Raw genomic sequence first — 17391 nt, forward strand, 5'->3', positions numbered from 1 at the left:
AGTGTGGGCTCCTTTTTTACGTCAGCAGTATCATTATTGCTGCGCGATCTTTTGCAGGATGGGTAGCAGTACATCAAATTCGCTTTGTAGCGGTGTACTCTTACGTGTCACCAATGCCAAGGTGCGGCTTGGTGCAGCAGCAATCTTTTTCACCTGAAGTTCAGGATTAGCTTTGATCATGTTGGTATGAAGTGCAATTTCAGGCAACAGGGTAAAACCAAGATTGGAAGACACCATCTCGATCAGCGTTGGCAATGAGCTTGCTTTCAGGCGATGATCATTCTTACGCTCACCAATTGGACAAGCACTTAAAGCATGATCACGTAGACAGTGACCTTCTTCAAGTAACATCAAACGAGAAAGATCCAGATCTTCTAAGGAAGTGGCCTGAGCTGCATTCTGATCTGACTTGTGGTGAACCACATACAGATCTTCTTTCACAATTTCAGCAACTTTTAGACTACGTGTATCAAAAGGCAGGGCCAGTACAACCATATCCAGGTTGCCATGTTCCAGTTTTTCAACAATTTTTTCACTTTGTGCTTCGTGCAGATGCAGCTGAATTTTCGGCAACTGTTTATGCACTTCATCAAGAAGTTGCGACAGAATGAACGGCGCAATGGTCGGAATCACACCTAAATGCAGATCACCTGTTAAAGGTTCACTCATCTCACGACTTAAACGCATCAAGTCCTGAGCATCAGCCAGTAGAACACGAGCGCGTGCAACCACTTGCTCTCCGAGTGGAGTCAAGCGTACATTCTGGCGATCACGTTCAACAAGAACGCCCCCGAGTAAACGCTCCAACTCCATGATCCCGCCCGATAGGGTGGACTGGGTCACAAATGAACGGCGAGCAGCTTCTGTAAAATGCAGCGTCTCAGACAGTGTTACGAGATATGACAGCTGTCTTAGGGATGGTAATGCAGCCATAGTGTCCTAATTTTATGATTTGAAATGATCAGCAAATAATTCGCTAAGATATGGAATAAAATGCGGTGGGATATCATGCCCCATTCCATCAATTAATTCAAATTTAGCACCAGATATTGCTTTCGCAACAGCCTTACCATGGCTGGGTGGTAGCAAGCGATCTTGAGAACCATGAACTACAAGCGTCTCTTGTCCGATTTGCTTATCCAGTTGCAGCAACGAGCCCGTACATAATATTGCTAAAAACTGTTGAAGTACACCCGCTGGGTAATAACTTCGATTATATAATTTACGGGCGGTCTGCATTGCCTCAAGCTGATTGATATAACCAGGCGAGCCAATGATGTTAAACAGTTTCAAACTATGGTCAATTATACCATTTTCATCCTGCGAAGCGGGTTTGCCAATCAGACTAAAGAGCTGTTTTGGAAATGGTGGAGGTAACAGACGCTGATTATTACTGGTAAATAAAAGGGCTAGCTTTTTAACCTTTTCAGGATAACGTGCTGCCAGAATCTGGGCAATCATACCACCCATCGAAGCACCGAGCACATACACCTCGTCCAGTTCCATTTTATCAATCAGCAGACTGACGTCATCTGCCATGTCATACAGGGTATAAGGTGCTCCCTGGTTACCCAGGCCTAGCATGAAGCGACTCATCAGTTTAATGGTATTTAATCGTGGACCTTTATGATGGACTTTAGAGGATAGGCCAATATCGCGGTTATCAAAACGGATGACCCGGAAACCTTGGTCGATAAAAGATTTACAGAAAAAGTCCGGCCAATACAGCATCTGTGCACCCAGGCCCATAATCAGCAATAAGGTCGGGTGATTCTCCTGACCACCTACCTCTACATGCAATTCAATACCATTGCCAAGGTCAACCTTGGTTTCATGCATAAAAGCAGTATATGGTGATGGTAATAGACTCGATTGCACATGACTATTCATGTTAAGTTCCCTATAAAAGGACATTCTGTACAAAGAATGTCCTTTGTATTTAAACCTTAAACCGATACAGGAATCAAGTCAGGAACCTGCTTAGTCAATGTAAGACGCTGTTTCGCTGCGGTAGCGCCTAATAGTACAAAGCCGCGCAGGGTTCCTTCAGTATCTGTGGCTTTGGCAATCATGCCATCCTCAAACTCTTCAGTGTCCCAGGTCACATCAATATTGGCGGGTGCAGGCAGTACAGTCAGGGGGGCAGCAGGTGTTTTTACCGCAACAGGCATTGCTGGATAATGCACTGCTGTCGTTTCACCATTCAAGGTTTTAGCCAGCGCACGCGCCTGCTGCATGATTGGCATCACATAAGGCAATAAAGTACCATTCACTTCAGCACAGTCACCGACAGCGAAAATATCAGCTAAATTCGTTTCGAGCTGGCTATTGGTCAAGATACCGCGACCGATTTGCACACCAGACTCTTTGGCTACTGATGCATTTGGTTGCAAGCCCACCGCCGACAGAACCACATCTGCAACGACTGACTGACCATTGGCTAATGTCACCAGGTAGTCACCATTTTCGACTTTAGAGACTTTCTCTACAGTCGTGCCTAATACAAAGTTAATACCAGTTTCTTCCAGGTTTTGCTGGAAAACATCTGCAACATGTGAAGGCAATAAACGGGCTAAAGGCTGAGGTGCCAAGTCAATTACAGTCACTTGATGGTCCGTGTGCTGAAGGTCATTGGCAAATTCACAGCCAATCAAACCGGCACCCAAAATCACTACGCGCTTATCTTCACGTTTTTCCAGGCTGGCACGGAAAGCTTTATAATCATTCAGGTTGTTGACCACATGAATGTCGTCACTGCCATCACCGGCAATTGCCAGACGAATTGGCTGTGCACCCACGGCAAGAACCAGTTTTGAATATGCCTGTTTTTGCTCAGACTGATCTTTTACAACAATCAGTTCATGTGCAGTAGCATCAATGGCTTTAACCCAGGTATGCGTTTCAATACGCATATTTAACTGAGCTGCCATTTTGGCAGCATCGCCCAAGGCAATATTTTCGGGTGCTTTTTTGCCCACTAAAGCATTGGAAAGTGTCGGTTTGGCGTAGTTGGTTGCATCATCGGCACAAATCATGACGAGTTCATGGTCGGGATTCAGCTTGCGGAATTCGCGTGCGACAGCATAGCCTGCCATACCTGAACCAATGATGACGATAGGATGCATATTTAACTCCATGCTTTTTTATAGATAGTAGAAAGGCATAAAAAAAGACCACTCAATATGGCCTTTGTTTGGGCGAAATCAGATTTCGATCATTTCAAAATCGACTTTAGAAACGCCACAGTCTGGGCAGGTCCAGTCATCTGGAATATCTTCCCATTTAGTACCAGGGACGATCCCGTCCTGAGGCCAACCTTCCGCTTCGTCGTAAATCCATCCACAAACGATGCATTGATATTTTTTCATGTAACTCTCCAAAACCAGCGAATATGGAAGCTGGCTCAAAAATCCTAAACAGGCAAGACTCTAATAATATGGCATTTAATAGCGGACATATTTGGCTAAATTTTTACGCAGTTCTGTTCAGAAAGTAAAGTAGATAACAGTTTAAACAGCAAAATTAAAAGCAGAATAGTGATCCGGGCCAGTAAAAGTCCTTTACTCAAGCTTTTTATTCTCTTAGAAATGCCGGAATATAATTTTATTTATGCAAATAAATAAAAGCTTATTGTTTCTCACACTGAGAGAAATAAAACAATATTTTACCGTCGGGTAATGATTCATGGATTTAAAACAATCATTAAAGTTTTTATGAAAAAAGTGCTCTTATAAATTAATGAAATATAAGTGAATAATTGTATGTCAATAGGGGTGTTGCTGCAATAATACTCGGTTTTCCCTATCCTTTAGTCGTAATTCAGTTTAAAATTTGCCGGTTCCTTTTTCTTATCTAACGATCTCCCATGAGCAATATGTCTACTTCATTGTGGTCTCACATTCGTACTGTCCAGGATTTTCCAAAGCCGGGTATTAGTTTCTTTGACTTAACACCGCTTTTCATGAATAACATCGGTTCATTAACTGATGCTTTGATTGCAAGCATTCCTGCTGAAAAACTGGCAGAAGTAGATAGCTTTATTGCTGTTGAAGCACGTGGCTTTGTATTGGCAAGCTTGTTGGCACAACGTACCGGCAAGGGCCTGTTGTTGGTTCGCAAGGCAGGTAAATTACCACCTCCAGTGGTTGGTGTGGGTTATAGCCTGGAATACGGTCTGGACCGTCTGGAAATGTCTGCTGAGGTTCAATCACAAAAAGTGATTATTGTAGATGACGTATTGGCTACTGGCGGTACATTGAAAGCTGTCAATGAACTGGCTGAAAAATGTAATCATAAAGTACTCGGCGCGAGCATTTTTCTTGATCTACCTGATTTACATAGTGATCTTGGGCTGAATATCTGGTCTGTATTGGATGACAAATCGAAGCCTGAAGCTAATGCCGCTTAAGCGCAACAGATGAATAAAAAGCCCTGCAATATGCAGGGCTTTTTTTATGGCTTCTTTAAATGTAATACTTAACTTTTTTGCAGATTCTGTTGAATTTGCAGGATCAGGGGATTGATCCGTTCCGGTGTTTCAAGGCGATGATGTCCACCGGGAACCGCTTCTACCTGCATATAATCTTCTAGTTGGGACTGTACTGCATGCATATCCAGTATTTCATCGCCTAACTCAATATAGGCAAGCTGAGGAATGTCATGCTGTAGGTCATTATCACAAATTGCAGGATAATCATCGCGGAAATAGGGGGCTAGGCTTGGATTGGCAATTACACAAGGAATCTGGTGTTGCTGTGACATTTTCAGTGCCCAGTAACCCCCCAGACTATGCCCAACCAGAATATCTGGATGAATTTTTTCAATCATCTCGTTATAAAACTCTGCCACAGTCGCATAATTGAGGTTGCGGTAATCCACATCAATGCAATATTTATGATCGGCATCGATGGCATGGAATTTCGTAGATTCTCGTGAAGAATCAAGTCCATGAAAAAAAAGGATTTTAGAGGTGCATTGGCTCATTATGGTGGTTCGTATCAATTCGTTTTATGGTCCGGCAATGATTTGCGTCAGGGAGCATTGTAGAACTTCTATACAGGGAATGAAGTTAGCATTTGGTCTAAAGACTTTAGTCCAAGCCGACCTTAGTCAAAAAGACTGAAAGGTTCTGTAAAGAATTTGATATTAAAACGTTATTTTTTGATTAATTGGTCAATTAAAACTGTATATTCCTCGGCTTGGTTAGGGTGAAAGGCCCTGCCCAAAAGAGGAATTTGAGCCTTCCCCAGATATTTGAAAAGAAAAGCCAATTGAGATGCTGCTGGACGCTACGATTTAACTGCAAAATCTGCTATTGTATGCACCTTCTATTTTTTAACTAATCTTATTCGAGGCAGAGATGACGCAAACTAACGCTCAATCGACTTCTGAACAAATCATTTCCGAAAACGATTTAATTGCACAGCGTCATGCCAAGTTAAAGCAAATCGAAGATCAAGCCAAGGAAACTGGCAAGAGCCCATGGCCAAATACTTTCAAGCGTGAGCACTACGCGCAAGATCTTCAAGACCAGTTCGCTGACCAGTCAAAAGAAGAAATTGAAGCAGGCGAAAAGGTGTATGTAAAAGTTGCGGGTCGTGTGATGTTGAACCGTGGTTCATTCATCGTAATTCAGGACATGACTGGCCGTATTCAGCTTTATGTTCCTCGTAAAGAATTAGATGCTGAAGTACTTGCTACAATTAAAGGTCTAGACCTTGGTGATATCATTGCCGTTGAAGGTTATATCGGTCGTTCGGGTAAAGGCGACCTGTATGTACATATCGAACAATTCGAATTATTAACAAAATCACTTCGTCCACTTCCAGACAAATTCCACGGCTTAACAGATACAGAAGTGAAGTATCGTAAGCGTTATCTGGATCTGATCGTGAACGAAGAAACACGTAAGACTTTTGAAATCCGCGCTAAAGTTGTCGCTGGTATCCGTAACTTCCTAACTGAAAAACGTTACATGGAAGTGGAAACGCCAATGATGCACGTGATTCCAGGTGGTGCTTCTGCGCGTCCATTTGAAACGCATCACAATGCGTTGGACATGCCACTGTTTTTGCGTATTGCACCTGAGCTTTATTTGAAACGTCTGGTTGTCGGTGGTTTTGAGCGTGTGTTCGAAATTAACCGTAACTTCCGTAATGAAGGTGTTTCAACTCGTCATAACCCGGAATTCACCATGATCGAGTTCTACCAGGCTTATGCAGACTATAAAGACCTGATGGAACTGACTGAGCAAATGCTGGAAAAACTGGCATTGGATATTTTGGGTACAACTGACGTGCCTTATGGCGAAGAAGTATTTAGCTTCAAAGGTCCATTCAAGAAAATCTCAATGTTTGATGCGATTCTTGAGCACAACCCACAGTTCACGCCTGAAAATGTAGGCGACCGTGACTTTCTGGCAAAATACGTTCAGGAAGAGCTGAAAGAACAGGTGAAACCAGGTTTTGGTTTGGGCAAACTGCAAACTATCGTGTTTGAAGAAACAGTAGAAACTAAACTGCGTCAGCCAACATTCATTACTGAATATCCAGCAGAAACTTCTCCACTGGCGCGTCGTAATGATGACAATCCACACATCACTGACCGTTTCGAATTCTTTATTGGTGGTCGTGAGCTGGCAAATGGTTTCTCGGAATTGAATGATCCGATCGACCAGGCTGAGCGCTTCCAGGCACAGGTTGCCGAGAAAGACGCAGGCGATGATGAAGCAATGCACTTCGATGCAGACTTTATTGAAGCATTAGAATATGGCTTACCTCCAACAGCGGGTGAAGGTATCGGTATTGACCGTCTGGTGATGATCTTTGCCAATGCGCCAAGTATCCGTGACGTGATCCTGTTCCCGCACATGCGTCATAAACACGCTTAAGTATAAACACAAAAAAAACCCGCACATGTTGCGGGTTTTTTATTAGCTTTTTTTGCTACATAAGCTAGATATTGTAAAAGAGCAGCGTGAACTAAAATGATTTTTATAAAAGTTTCAGACAAAAAAAACGCAATGATTGGGGTTGTCATTGCGTAGAAAAAGGAAAAACTTGTTGCAAATGAAACTGTGGAGAATGTTTCTTGCTATTTCCTGAATATGTTTTCATATTAAAACTGGCTTGTTATTTTTACATTGGTAAACGTGTAAAGAGCTGTTAATTAAAGTAAGTTTTTCTACCTTTGTGTGACAGGAAAAAGAAAATATGAATCAAATGTGTAGGAATTCAATAAAAAAGCCCTTCATGTGAAGGGCTTTTCAAACTTTATCCAAACATTAGAAGTGGAACACGCCAAGAGCAGTTTTAACTTCATCCAAAGTCGCTTGAGTAATATCACGGCATTTGTCTGTACCAGTCTTGAGTACATCCATAATGTAGTCAGGATCTTTAGAAAGTTCCATACGACGTTCACGAATTGGACCGATTAATTCTTTCAGAATACCTTCAAGACGTTTTTTCACTGTACCATCACCCAAACCACCACGGCGGTAATGGGCTTTTAGTTCTTCCAGCTCTTCTTTGTTGGTATCGAACGCATCCAGGTAAGTAAATACCACGTTACCTTCAACCTGACCTGGATCTTCAATACGCAGGTGGTTCGGATCCGTATACATTGCGTTAACGGCTTTCTTGATATCTTTGTCTGATGCATCTAGCACAATAGTATTGCCCAGAGATTTAGACATTTTCGCCTTACCATCAAAGCCTGGTAAACGGCCAACGTTAGATAGCAGGGCTTTACATTCTGGAAGTAGCTCATGACCTACCTGACGGTTCAGACGACGCACGATTTCGTTAGTCTGTTCAATCATTGGGATCTGGTCTTCACCCACTGGAACCACAGTCGCTTTGAATGCAGTAATGTCCGCGGCCTGCGCCACTGGATAGCACAAGAAGCCCGCCGGAATATCACGCTCAAAACCACGCATCTGAATTTCAGACTTAATCGTTGGGTTACGCTCAAGACGTGAAACAGTCACGAAGTTGAGGTAAAGCATAGTCAATTCATTGAGGGCAGGAAGGCAAGACTGAACACAGATTGTGGTTTTGGTCGGATCAATGCCTACCGCAAGATAATCTGTTGCAACTTCAATGATGTTACGACGTACTTTTTCGAAGTTATCTGCATTGTCTGTCAAGGCCTGTGCATCTGCCAGTAGAAGATGCTGATGGTGAGAATCCTGTAAACCCACGCGAGAGCGTAATGAACCAACAAAGTGACCGAGGTGAAGTTGTCCGGTAGGACGGTCGCCAGTCAAGATCACTGGACGATTATCTTGATTACTCATTATCTATTCCAAAACAGTAGTCGTACTATATTCAAATTTTTAGGATCGCAACATTGTACGGCATTCTGTTTTTGAATGTCAGTCACAATGAATCACAGTAATAAAAAATCTCTGAAATTAAAGAAGTAATACAATCTTTCTGCTGCTTTTTGATTAGAATATTTTTACATTTATAAGGAATAACAAGAATGGCGAGTAGCTTATTAATATTATTGGATGATATAGCCACAGTTCTAGATGATGTTGCAGTCATGAGTAAAATGGCGGCAAAAAAAACGGCCGGGGTTTTGGGAGATGATCTGGCGCTCAATGCTCAACAGGTAAGCGGTGTACGTGCCGAACGTGAACTTCCGGTGGTATGGAGCGTTGCCAAAGGTTCTTTTGTCAATAAACTCATTCTTGTTCCTTTGGCCTTGCTGATCAGTGTGGTTGCACCCTGGTTAATTAATCCTTTATTGATGATTGGCGGCTTGTTCCTGTGTTATGAAGGCGTAGAAAAAGTACTGCATAGTCTCAAACATAGAAAAGCTAAAACTGAAGAAGCTGCGCAGGCAGAATTAAACGCAATCGAAACGAATCTGGTTAAATTTGAAAAAGATAAAATTAAAGGTGCGATTCGTACTGACTTTATTTTGTCAGCTGAAATTGTTGTGATTTCCTTGGGTACTGTTGCAGCGGCTGCTTTTTCCACTAAGGTGATGGTGCTTTCGACGATTGCTGTGGCCATGACCATCGGAGTGTATGGCTTTGTTGCCATGATTGTGAAAATTGATGATGTAGGTTTGCACTTGAGCAAGCAGACATCGAGTTTCAAGCAAAGTGCAGGACGAGGCTTGTTAGCTTTTGCACCCAAACTGATGAAAACTTTAACTATTGTGGGAACAATTGCCATGTTCCTGGTCGGTGGCGGGATTATTGCTCACGCCATTCCATGGTTTCATCATTTCACTGAAGATTCAGTCGAGTATGTAGAGCACATTCCTACAATGGGCAGTATTATAGGTGCAGTTACGCCAACACTCATTAATTTAGTCATTGGTTTTATCGCAGGGCTCTTGGTATTCATTGTTATTGGCTTCATTCAAAAGATCAGATCAAAATCAAAGCAGGCATAATTTTGGTTGGCTAGAAGTAAGTCAAAATTAAACTATAAGGAATCTTACTATGCGCTGGAAAGGTCGTCGAGTTAGTAGCAATGTTGAAGACCGCCGTGGTGGAGGTGCCAAAGCGGGTGGTATCAGTATTCTGGGGCTGATTGTGGCTTTTGTTGCCTGGAAATTTTTTGGTGTAGATCCGCAACAAGCTTATCAAGCCACTAAGCAGGTGACACAAGGTGTTTCCAGTGCTGAAACGCGTGGTCTGGAAAATCCAACGCCAGAGCAGCAAGAAGCAATTGACTTTGTCGGAACTGTTCTTGCCGATACAGAAGATACCTGGTCACAGGTGTTCCAGCAGCAGCTGAATCAGCAGTACACTCCCCCTAAACTGGTACTCTTCAGCGGTGTGGTGAATTCTGGTTGTGGTGCGGCGCAATCCGCCATGGGACCGTTTTATTGTCCGGCAGATCAGAAAGTGTATATCGACACGACCTTCTTTAGGGATATGCGTAGCCAGATGGGCATTAGTGGTGAGCAGAATTCAACTGAGCTATCGCGTAATGATCAGGCTGGTGACTTTGCTCAAGCATATGTCGTGGCACATGAGGTTGGACATCACATTCAGACCATCCTGGGTATTTCTTCTCAGGTGCAGCAGGCACGCCAGCAAGCCACAAAGGTGCAAGCGAATCAGCTGTCAGTCTATCAGGAGCTGCAAGCCGACTGTCTGGCGGGGGTATGGGCTTATCATAATCATGAGCGTACTCAATTCCTGGAGCAGGGTGATGTACAGGAAGCCATGGATGCAGCGCATAAGATTGGTGATGACTATTTACAGAAAAAAGCCCAAGGACATGTGGTGCCAGATAGCTTTACTCATGGGACTAGTGCGCAGCGCGTACAATGGTTTAATATTGGTCTGAAATCTGGTCAGATGGCAGACTGCGATACTTTTAATAAAGGCATTTAATATCCTAAAGCTATTTAGATCTATTTAAAGTGCCAGATGAAATCAAAAAGGAGCAGTTGCTCCTTTTTCTTGAGCATAGAAAAACTTATTTATTCAGAAATCGCTGAAAATTCCTGATCAGCTTGAAGCTGACAAATAAAGCAGCTAAAGCAAATAAGCTAATGCCAAATACTACATATTTCAGCCCAGCAATGTCTTGCTGATAAAATTGCTGGATCTCATTAGTAGAATAGGAAAATTCTGAAACCTGACCAGTGCGGCTATCTTTATATTCAACCTGTTGAATATAAGAAAACTCACCTGCCTTAAACAGTTTTACCTGATCAATCTGACGGGTATGAGACTGATTAAAGTCATCGCTACACAACGCCGTATAATGGGTACAACTACTTTTGGAAATATAACCATTCCCTGCAATCAGAACAAAAATGGCATGATCTGGTTTCTGGTTATTGGACAGCAAAACATACTGCTGATCTGGTGAGCTGGTTAAGTTAAGTGACTTGCCTCGTTGATAATACTGCTCGGCCTGCATGATCTCCTGAATTTTGGCAAAACAGGTAAAACACAATGCAAGCGTGACCAAAAAAATCACAGTAGCCAGAAAAAGACGGAAAACAAGTTTAACGGTTTGATGCATGGGAAAAGGATTCAGAAGAACTGGTAAAAGAATACAGCAAAGTACTAAGATAGAATCGTATGATAAACCACCATTTGGAACTATTGAAAAGAAACTTAACTAAATAGCAAAATAAACAGGATTAAAATTATTTCATCCAGAAATGCTTTTTCATTTGATATTTTATTTTTAAATAAGCCAAATCACTCATTTTCAGGAATGAGGCGCGCTTTAAGGGAACCCATGGGCAATTTCTTTTTCTTACAACTTTTGACCGTTGTTTTTGCATTATCTATTGCCACGACATTATTTAATAAAAGAGTGCTAGGTTTTCCTCAAGCGATTGGTGTTCCGATTGTTTCTGCAATTTTTGTATTTATCCTGCAATGGGGCGCGAGCCTGTTGCAGGGCAATCCTTTTTTCAGTATCAATATTGCCAATATTGAAAATGCAGTCCGGCATATCGATTTTTATGATTTTCTGATTAACGGTGTCATCTGTTTTATTTTGACTTCATCTGCGCTCAAATTTAAGGTTTCCGATTTGCGCAATCACTGGCGTCCGATCGGAATTCTGGCCAGTCTGGCGCTGGTGATCTGTGCAGTCTTGTTTGGTCTAGTTCTGTATGGTTACCAGTTCCTGATCGGTAAGCATGTTGATCTTTTGGTATTACTATTACTCGGTGCAGCATTAGGTGCAACGGACCCGATCGGAATTAAAGGGGTGCTCAGTTCAGTTCGTGCACCGCATCACTTAATGGTAAAACTGGAAGGTGAGTCACTATTTAACGATGCGATGTGTATTGCCTTGTTTATGACGCTTTTGAATGTATTACAGGGTGAGAACTTTACCTTATTGGGCGTCCTGCAAACACTGCTCTACGAAATTGTGGTGGCTGTATTCATTGGCGTGGTATTTGGTTGGGCAATCCTACGCATTCTTCGCGGCAAACATGAAATGGAATCCCTGATTCTAACCACTGCATTACTGGCTTGTGGTTCCTATCTAGTGGCCTTGCTAGCGCATGCTTCTGCACCAATTGCCTGTGTGATTGGAGGCCTGATCGTTGGTAATAAATGGAAGGAAATTCTGGCAGATGCCGATATTGGTGATGTGAACCATTTCTGGCATACGGTTGAAGGAATTATTAACTCTTTCCTGTTTACCCTGATTGGTCTTGAACTGTTTATTCTGGATTTAAGCACTAGCCTGATTCTGGGTGGAATCGTGGCTTTTATTATTCTGCATGTAGTGCGTTTCGCAGCAAACTTCCTGTCTTTTTCCATGTTTCCACATCTGCGTAAAAAACGTTATAACGGCAGTCTTGCAATACTCTCTTGGGGTGGTGTCCGTGGTGGAATTTCTTTAGCTTTGATTCTGGCTGTTGCCAATGTTCCGCAACTAAAAGAGTACAGCAGTATTCTGGTCGGTTATACCTTTATTGTGGTGCTGTTATCCGGTGTGGTTTGTGGTCTAGGTTTACCAGCTGTAATGAATGCCTTTTATTATAATCCGAATGAAGAGAAAGAAGGCTGGAAAGGCTGGTATCAGCAGATGTGCCATAAAATGAACAGGAAAGGTTTCCAATACATTATCGGTGAAGATGCAAATGGCAATGAAATTATTACGGTGTACAAGCCTGAAAGCCTGATTGATGAAAAAGATGAAGATGGCGTAGCAGCAGTGCATAATCCTGAAAAAGTACACGAAGTGAAACGTCTGGAAAGTCCGGATAACTTCTAAAATACTTTTGATTTAAAAAAGAGAATTTTTGGATTGTCTTTTTTATTTCCTAGATATTAACTTGGTGAGTTTGAATCCAAATATTATGATCAAAGTAGCTTAAATGGATATATTGAAAATGCCAGCCAAACCCAGTGATGAACTTGCCCGGATGATTCTTAACGTGATTGCATTAATCCCTCAAGGGAAAGTTGCCAGCTATGGTCAGCTGGCCCAGCTTGCAGGATTGCCACGACATGCACGTCTGGTTGGACGAGTACTGAGAGAGATGGATGAAGTATCTGATCTGCCTTGGCATCGCGTCGTTAGTTCGCAAGGTAAAATCAGTGTGCAAAAACTGGATGAGCAGGGGATGAATATTCAGGCAAGTAAATTACTGGAAGAAGGAGTTGCAGTTATTAAGGGTAAAATTAATCTGAAACTCTACCAATGGGATGGCAGCATCCAATAAAAATACCCCATGTGTACATGAGGTATTTTGAAGAGGATAAAATAATAATTTATGCCCGACCACGAACCACAAGCACTGGAACATCGGACTGTCCTAGAATGCTTTGAGCTACACTGCCAAGAAAGAATTTCTTGAACCCGGTACGGCCATGTGATCCAATCACAATCAGGTCGGCACCTAAAGTTTTTGCTGCTTTGGCAATCTCGGTATTTACCACCTGACCTTCCAGCAACTGGGTATCTACCTGTACACCAGCTGTTTCAAAACGTTTTTTCGCTTCATCCAGGTTTTGCTGGATTGCAGTACGTGCACGTTCAATTAAATCATTGGTTTGTGCTGCGGTAATGTATTCAGCCGCAATATAAGGGTCTAAGGTCATCACCTGAACTACAGTGATTTTACCGTTAAAAGTTTTCGCCAGTTGTACTGCCTGATCTACCGCAGCATAAGCCGTTTCTGAACCATCAATTGGAACTAAAATATGTTGAAAAGCCATGGTCATTCTCCACATGTATTTATGGGTATTATAAAAATTTTAAACAATGCCTATGATCCGTCGGGCATGGTATTTTTTAAATAATAACGCTAATCAGGTTAAAATAAAACCAAGTAAATCCATATGGTTAAATAATGTTTTAGTAAAAATATTTTTTATAAACTATTGTTTTATATTAAAAATAATAAAATATAGATTCATTTGTATTTTAAATGCTTCAAGCTGTCAGACTAAGGTCGCACCTAATAGATCATCTGCATTATTCACATTGAATTTGTGTCGTGTCTATTTTAAGTTTTGGTGCGAGCCGTTGATACTGTTGTTGAATAGAGACATTGGCTGATCCATAAATTTGTTGTTGGAGTTGGGAGATTTTGGATTCTGTAATGTGTATGCGTGCACAATGCAGGGCGATTTGGTTTTCTTGGGTAACTTTCATTTGTTCAGTTGCATCATATTCAGCAAAATGCTTCAGTTTTTGCTGTGCTTTACTCAGTTGAACCAAACTTCGTTTTTTTTGCATGCTCATAAGTTGATGATTATTAATCCAATGTGCGACATCACGGCGTACACCGTTATAATCTACCATCAGTGGTGAAATCAATTGGCAGGCACTCAGGCTGAGTGCTGTAGAAATGGTCAAGAAAATTTTAGTTTTAATCATATCTGAGTTACTTAAAACGGTTTTAAAATTCATATTAATACGTGAAATACATAATAAAAACTGATTTTGGTTAAAGTTTGATGCAAATACACGCATTTGCCTAAAGACTGAACATTTGTGAGTTAAAATGCTTGACGAGGAATGCGGAAGTTACGATAATGCGCACACAGTTTACGGCTATGTAGCTCAGTTGGTTAGAGCACCGCACTCATAATGCGGGGGTCACAAGTTCAAGTCTCGTCATAGCCACCATTTTTATAGACCAAGCTCTCAGCTTGGTCTCTTTTTTTGTGTCAAATAAATATATTTAAGCCTATAAAATTGTTGCACTATTCTTGTTAATTTAAATTTTCCAGCGCCAACTTATTAATATATTTGAGTTATACATTTATCTTAAATCACTACCAATAAAAAAACGCCTAAGCGGACTTAGGCGTTTTTCTGAATAAACAGGGTTAAATCAGATACCCGCTTTCCATCCATTTACGATTGGGTAGCGACGTTCGCGGCTGAAAGCACGTGAGCTGATACGAGGACCTATCGCACCTTGACGACGTTTATATTCATTCACGTCAACTAGACGAATCACACGTTTTACCACTTCTTCCTCAAAGCCTTTCTCAATGATGTCATCCTGACTCATGTCTTCTTCGATATAAGAGTAAAGGATTGCATCCAATACTTCATATGGAGGTAATGAATCCTGATCAACCTGATCTGGGCGTAATTCTGCCGAAGGTGGACGGGTAATCACACGCTCAGGAATCACTGGTTTGTCTGCAATACTGTTACGGTATTTCGCCAGTTCAAACACAATAGTCTTATACACATCTTTCAGTACTGAGAAGCCACCAACCATGTCACCGTACAGAGTGCAATAACCCACCGCTACTTCTGATTTATTGCCCGTCGATAGTACCAGGTTGCCAAATTTATTCGACAAAGCCATCAATAGTGTGCCACGTGAACGAGCCTGCAGATTTTCTTCAGTTGCATCCACTGGAGCATCACCGAAGAATGGATACAGGGTTTGCAGGAAGCCATTTACGATCGGGTTGATCTCGGCAATACCAAAAGTCACGCCCAGTGTTTTCGCCTGTTCAGCTGCATCTTCCACACTGATCTGAGCCGTATAAGTATAAGGCATCATTACCGCTTGTACCTTATCCGCACCGATAGCATCTACAGCAATCGCAAGTGTCAAGGCAGAATCAATGCCACCAGACAGACCCAGAATTACACCCGGGAAACCAGAACGTTGTACATAGTCGCGTGTTGCCATGACCAGGCTTTGATAGATCTCTGCCATGGTATCAAGAGTAGGGGTAATGCTGGTTTTGCTAAACGCAAGGTTAGTTGCATCATATTCAGCAATAGATAGATTTTCCTGGAAACTTGCTGCTTGCAGCGCAACTTCACCAGATTTATTCAGTACGAAACTCGTACCGTCAAAAACAAGATCATCATGACCGCCGACCTGGTTGCAATATACCAGGTTGATATTGAGCTGTTTAACCAAAGCTGCCATGGTTTCAATACGGTGCTGTGGCTTACCGACTTCATATGGAGAAGAGTTCAGTACCACCACAGTATCAACATTCAGCTGAGCCAGCTGTTGAACAACATTCAGAGACCATACATCTTCACAGATCAGCACTCCAAATTTATGACCGAGGTACTCAAATACCAGATGTTGATGACCTTCATTAAAATAACGCTTCTCATCAAACACAGCATAGTTTGGTAAAGTCTGCTTGTTATAAATTCCCAATACCTGACCGTCTTTCATCACTGCAGCAGAGTTAAAACGTTGGCCATCTTCAGTTTGGTTGACAAAGCCAAAGACCATTACGATATCTTTAACTTGGGCCAGTTGATCAAATGCCTGTTGGGTACGTTTAGTCAAGCTTGGACGCAGAATCAAGTCATCTGCAGGGTAGCCCAGAGTCGAAAGTTCTGGAAAGATAATCAGGTCAGCATTGTCTTTTTTAGCCAGATTGGCCTGTTCGATCATTTTTTGCGTATTTGCATCGATATTGCCAACATGTGGAGAGAATTGAGCAAGGGCAATTTTAAAACTTTTCATTCCAACTAAATCCTAATCCTGATAGATTTTTTGCACTAATCGGCTATTGTTTAAAATTATAGTTATTTAGCCGAATGCAATCTGGTACTTACATAATGCCAAATGGCGGGAAACATAAACACAATAATAAAAGCTTGATACCTAATCTCATTTTTGGAAATAAAATATCATACAAGAGTTATTCTATCGAAATTTGAAGCAGATGCTAGCGTTGTTTGCATAGATTTATTGTTGAAATGCAACTGGATGATTAAAAATAAAAGGATCACATATTGTTTTGTATCGAATCTGCCTGAACAGGGCAAAAAGATTCATATATAAAGATTTTAATATACTGCTCTCTAATCCGTTTCCTGAATGATATTTGGCAGCTTTTGAAGATAAATATCACGTGCAATATCACCTTGCTGCTCAATATTGTAGGTCCAGAAAGACTTGCCGGGAATATAAAAGTATTGATAAGGATTATAGCGGCCAAAACTTAAAAAATAAGCGGTCTGTAATATCGCGCCATGCAATATTACATTAATGCCATGCTGATACTGGAAAATATGCGTCATCTCATGAATAAACACTGCACGATAACTTGCAGTCTCTTTGGAATAGTCATCTTTAAAAAGCGCATTGCGTACATGAATATAGCCACTAGGTGCCATCAGAATATGCTTGGGTTGCCAAGGCAGGAAAGGATGGTTCATAACATGCACCTTGCCGTAATCAATCCGGTCTCCAAACACTGAACGACACATCTGGATTTCGCCTACAGTCAGCTGACGGCATTTAAATTGTGGAAATCGGATTAGTCTTAACAACAGGAATAAAAAACGGTAGGGCATAGTATTTATGAATAGCCAGGATGACCTGATTATAACGGGGTTATAGGCTTGGATTTGTAAGCATCTTTATCATTCTATTTAAGACAATAATCTCAACTTTTTATTTGCTACTGCTGTGCTTATATTTTTATTG

At 41.6% G+C, this 17391-nt stretch carries 17 protein-coding genes and 1 tRNA gene; 7 read left to right on the forward strand and 11 right to left on the reverse strand.

Features of this window, described 5'->3' with window-relative positions:
- Nucleotides 1-33: 33 nt before the first annotated feature.
- The 4 genes from oxyR to rubA form a co-directional block, all read right to left on the reverse strand.
- Nucleotides 34-933 (reverse strand): LysR family transcriptional regulator OxyR, encoded by a 900-nt coding sequence (gene oxyR, locus F899_RS05120; protein ID WP_004893466.1) that lies wholly within the window; start codon nucleotides 931-933, stop codon nucleotides 34-36.
- Between the two features lie 12 nt (nucleotides 934-945).
- Nucleotides 946-1890, reverse strand: a complete 945-nt coding sequence (gene estB / locus F899_RS05125; protein WP_005221222.1) for an esterase EstB — start codon at nucleotides 1888-1890, stop codon at nucleotides 946-948.
- A gap of 56 nt (nucleotides 1891-1946) precedes the next feature.
- Nucleotides 1947-3125: an NAD(P)/FAD-dependent oxidoreductase gene (locus F899_RS05130; RefSeq protein WP_005221223.1), complete on the reverse strand. Its 1179-nt coding sequence runs from the start codon at nucleotides 3123-3125 to the stop codon at nucleotides 1947-1949.
- Between the two features lie 78 nt (nucleotides 3126-3203).
- Entirely contained in the window at nucleotides 3204-3368 is a 165-nt protein-coding gene (gene rubA, locus F899_RS05135) for a rubredoxin RubA (RefSeq protein WP_004783011.1), read from the reverse strand.
- Nucleotides 3369-3865: 497 nt separating this feature from the next.
- Between rubA and F899_RS05140 the strand changes: the two genes are divergently transcribed.
- Entirely contained in the window at nucleotides 3866-4408 is a 543-nt protein-coding gene (locus tag F899_RS05140; protein ID WP_005221224.1) for an adenine phosphoribosyltransferase, read from the forward strand.
- Nucleotides 4409-4476: 68 nt separating this feature from the next.
- Here the strand turns inward: F899_RS05140 and F899_RS05145 are convergent, their stop codons facing one another.
- Nucleotides 4477-4983 (reverse strand): YqiA/YcfP family alpha/beta fold hydrolase, encoded by a 507-nt coding sequence (locus F899_RS05145; RefSeq protein WP_004810867.1) that lies wholly within the window; start codon nucleotides 4981-4983, stop codon nucleotides 4477-4479.
- A 376-nt stretch (nucleotides 4984-5359) separates the two neighbouring features.
- Between F899_RS05145 and lysS the strand changes: the two genes are divergently transcribed.
- Nucleotides 5360-6889 carry a lysine--tRNA ligase gene (lysS, locus tag F899_RS05150; protein ID WP_004810866.1) on the forward strand — a complete coding sequence of 510 codons (1530 nt, stop codon included), beginning with the start codon at nucleotides 5360-5362 and terminating at the stop codon, nucleotides 6887-6889.
- Between the two features lie 393 nt (nucleotides 6890-7282).
- On the opposite strand, the gene trpS is transcribed toward lysS, so the two are convergent.
- Nucleotides 7283-8296: a tryptophan--tRNA ligase gene (trpS, locus tag F899_RS05155; protein ID WP_005221226.1), complete on the reverse strand. Its 1014-nt coding sequence runs from the start codon at nucleotides 8294-8296 to the stop codon at nucleotides 7283-7285.
- Between the two features lie 188 nt (nucleotides 8297-8484).
- On the opposite strand from trpS, the gene F899_RS05160 reads away from it, so the two are divergent.
- Nucleotides 8485-9411 (forward strand): DUF808 domain-containing protein, encoded by a 927-nt coding sequence (locus F899_RS05160; protein WP_005221227.1) that lies wholly within the window; start codon nucleotides 8485-8487, stop codon nucleotides 9409-9411.
- A 49-nt stretch (nucleotides 9412-9460) separates the two neighbouring features.
- Entirely contained in the window at nucleotides 9461-10363 is a 903-nt protein-coding gene (locus tag F899_RS05165) for a KPN_02809 family neutral zinc metallopeptidase (RefSeq protein ID WP_005221236.1), read from the forward strand.
- Between the two features lie 85 nt (nucleotides 10364-10448).
- Here F899_RS05165 and F899_RS05170 read toward each other — a convergent pair whose 3' ends face one another.
- The gene (locus tag F899_RS05170; protein ID WP_005221237.1) at nucleotides 10449-11003 is read right to left on the reverse strand and encodes a hypothetical protein; all 555 of its coding nucleotides are present in this window, start codon (nucleotides 11001-11003) and stop codon (nucleotides 10449-10451) included.
- A gap of 222 nt (nucleotides 11004-11225) precedes the next feature.
- Between F899_RS05170 and F899_RS05175 the strand changes: the two genes are divergently transcribed.
- On the forward strand, nucleotides 11226-12725 hold the full coding sequence (locus F899_RS05175; RefSeq protein ID WP_005221238.1) for a cation:proton antiporter: 1500 nt from the start codon (nucleotides 11226-11228) through the stop codon (nucleotides 12723-12725).
- A 118-nt stretch (nucleotides 12726-12843) separates the two neighbouring features.
- Nucleotides 12844-13176: an MGMT family protein gene (locus F899_RS05180; RefSeq protein ID WP_005221239.1), complete on the forward strand. Its 333-nt coding sequence runs from the start codon at nucleotides 12844-12846 to the stop codon at nucleotides 13174-13176.
- Between the two features lie 49 nt (nucleotides 13177-13225).
- Here F899_RS05180 and F899_RS05185 read toward each other — a convergent pair whose 3' ends face one another.
- Both F899_RS05185 and F899_RS05190 read right to left on the reverse strand, forming a co-directional pair.
- A complete protein-coding gene (locus F899_RS05185) occupies nucleotides 13226-13672 on the reverse strand; it encodes a universal stress protein (protein WP_005221240.1) in 447 nt (148 codons plus the stop codon).
- A 259-nt stretch (nucleotides 13673-13931) separates the two neighbouring features.
- Complete coding sequence (locus tag F899_RS05190; RefSeq protein ID WP_005221242.1) at nucleotides 13932-14432, reverse strand: hypothetical protein; 501 nt, start codon at nucleotides 14430-14432, stop codon at nucleotides 13932-13934.
- A gap of 79 nt (nucleotides 14433-14511) precedes the next feature.
- Between F899_RS05190 and F899_RS05195 the strand changes: the two genes are divergently transcribed.
- Nucleotides 14512-14588: transfer RNA gene (locus F899_RS05195), tRNA-Met, on the forward strand.
- Between the two features lie 208 nt (nucleotides 14589-14796).
- Here the strand turns inward: F899_RS05195 and F899_RS05200 are convergent.
- Together F899_RS05200 and F899_RS05205 are read right to left on the reverse strand one after the other, a co-directional pair.
- Nucleotides 14797-16422, reverse strand: a complete 1626-nt coding sequence (locus tag F899_RS05200) for an NAD+ synthase (RefSeq protein ID WP_005221245.1) — start codon at nucleotides 16420-16422, stop codon at nucleotides 14797-14799.
- A 341-nt stretch (nucleotides 16423-16763) separates the two neighbouring features.
- A complete protein-coding gene (locus F899_RS05205) occupies nucleotides 16764-17258 on the reverse strand; it encodes a hypothetical protein (RefSeq protein ID WP_034433930.1) in 495 nt (164 codons plus the stop codon).
- Nucleotides 17259-17391: the final 133 nt, after the last annotated feature.

It is taken from the genome of Acinetobacter sp. CIP 101934, assembly GCF_000369585.1.
Taxonomy (GTDB): domain Bacteria; phylum Pseudomonadota; class Gammaproteobacteria; order Pseudomonadales; family Moraxellaceae; genus Acinetobacter; species Acinetobacter schindleri.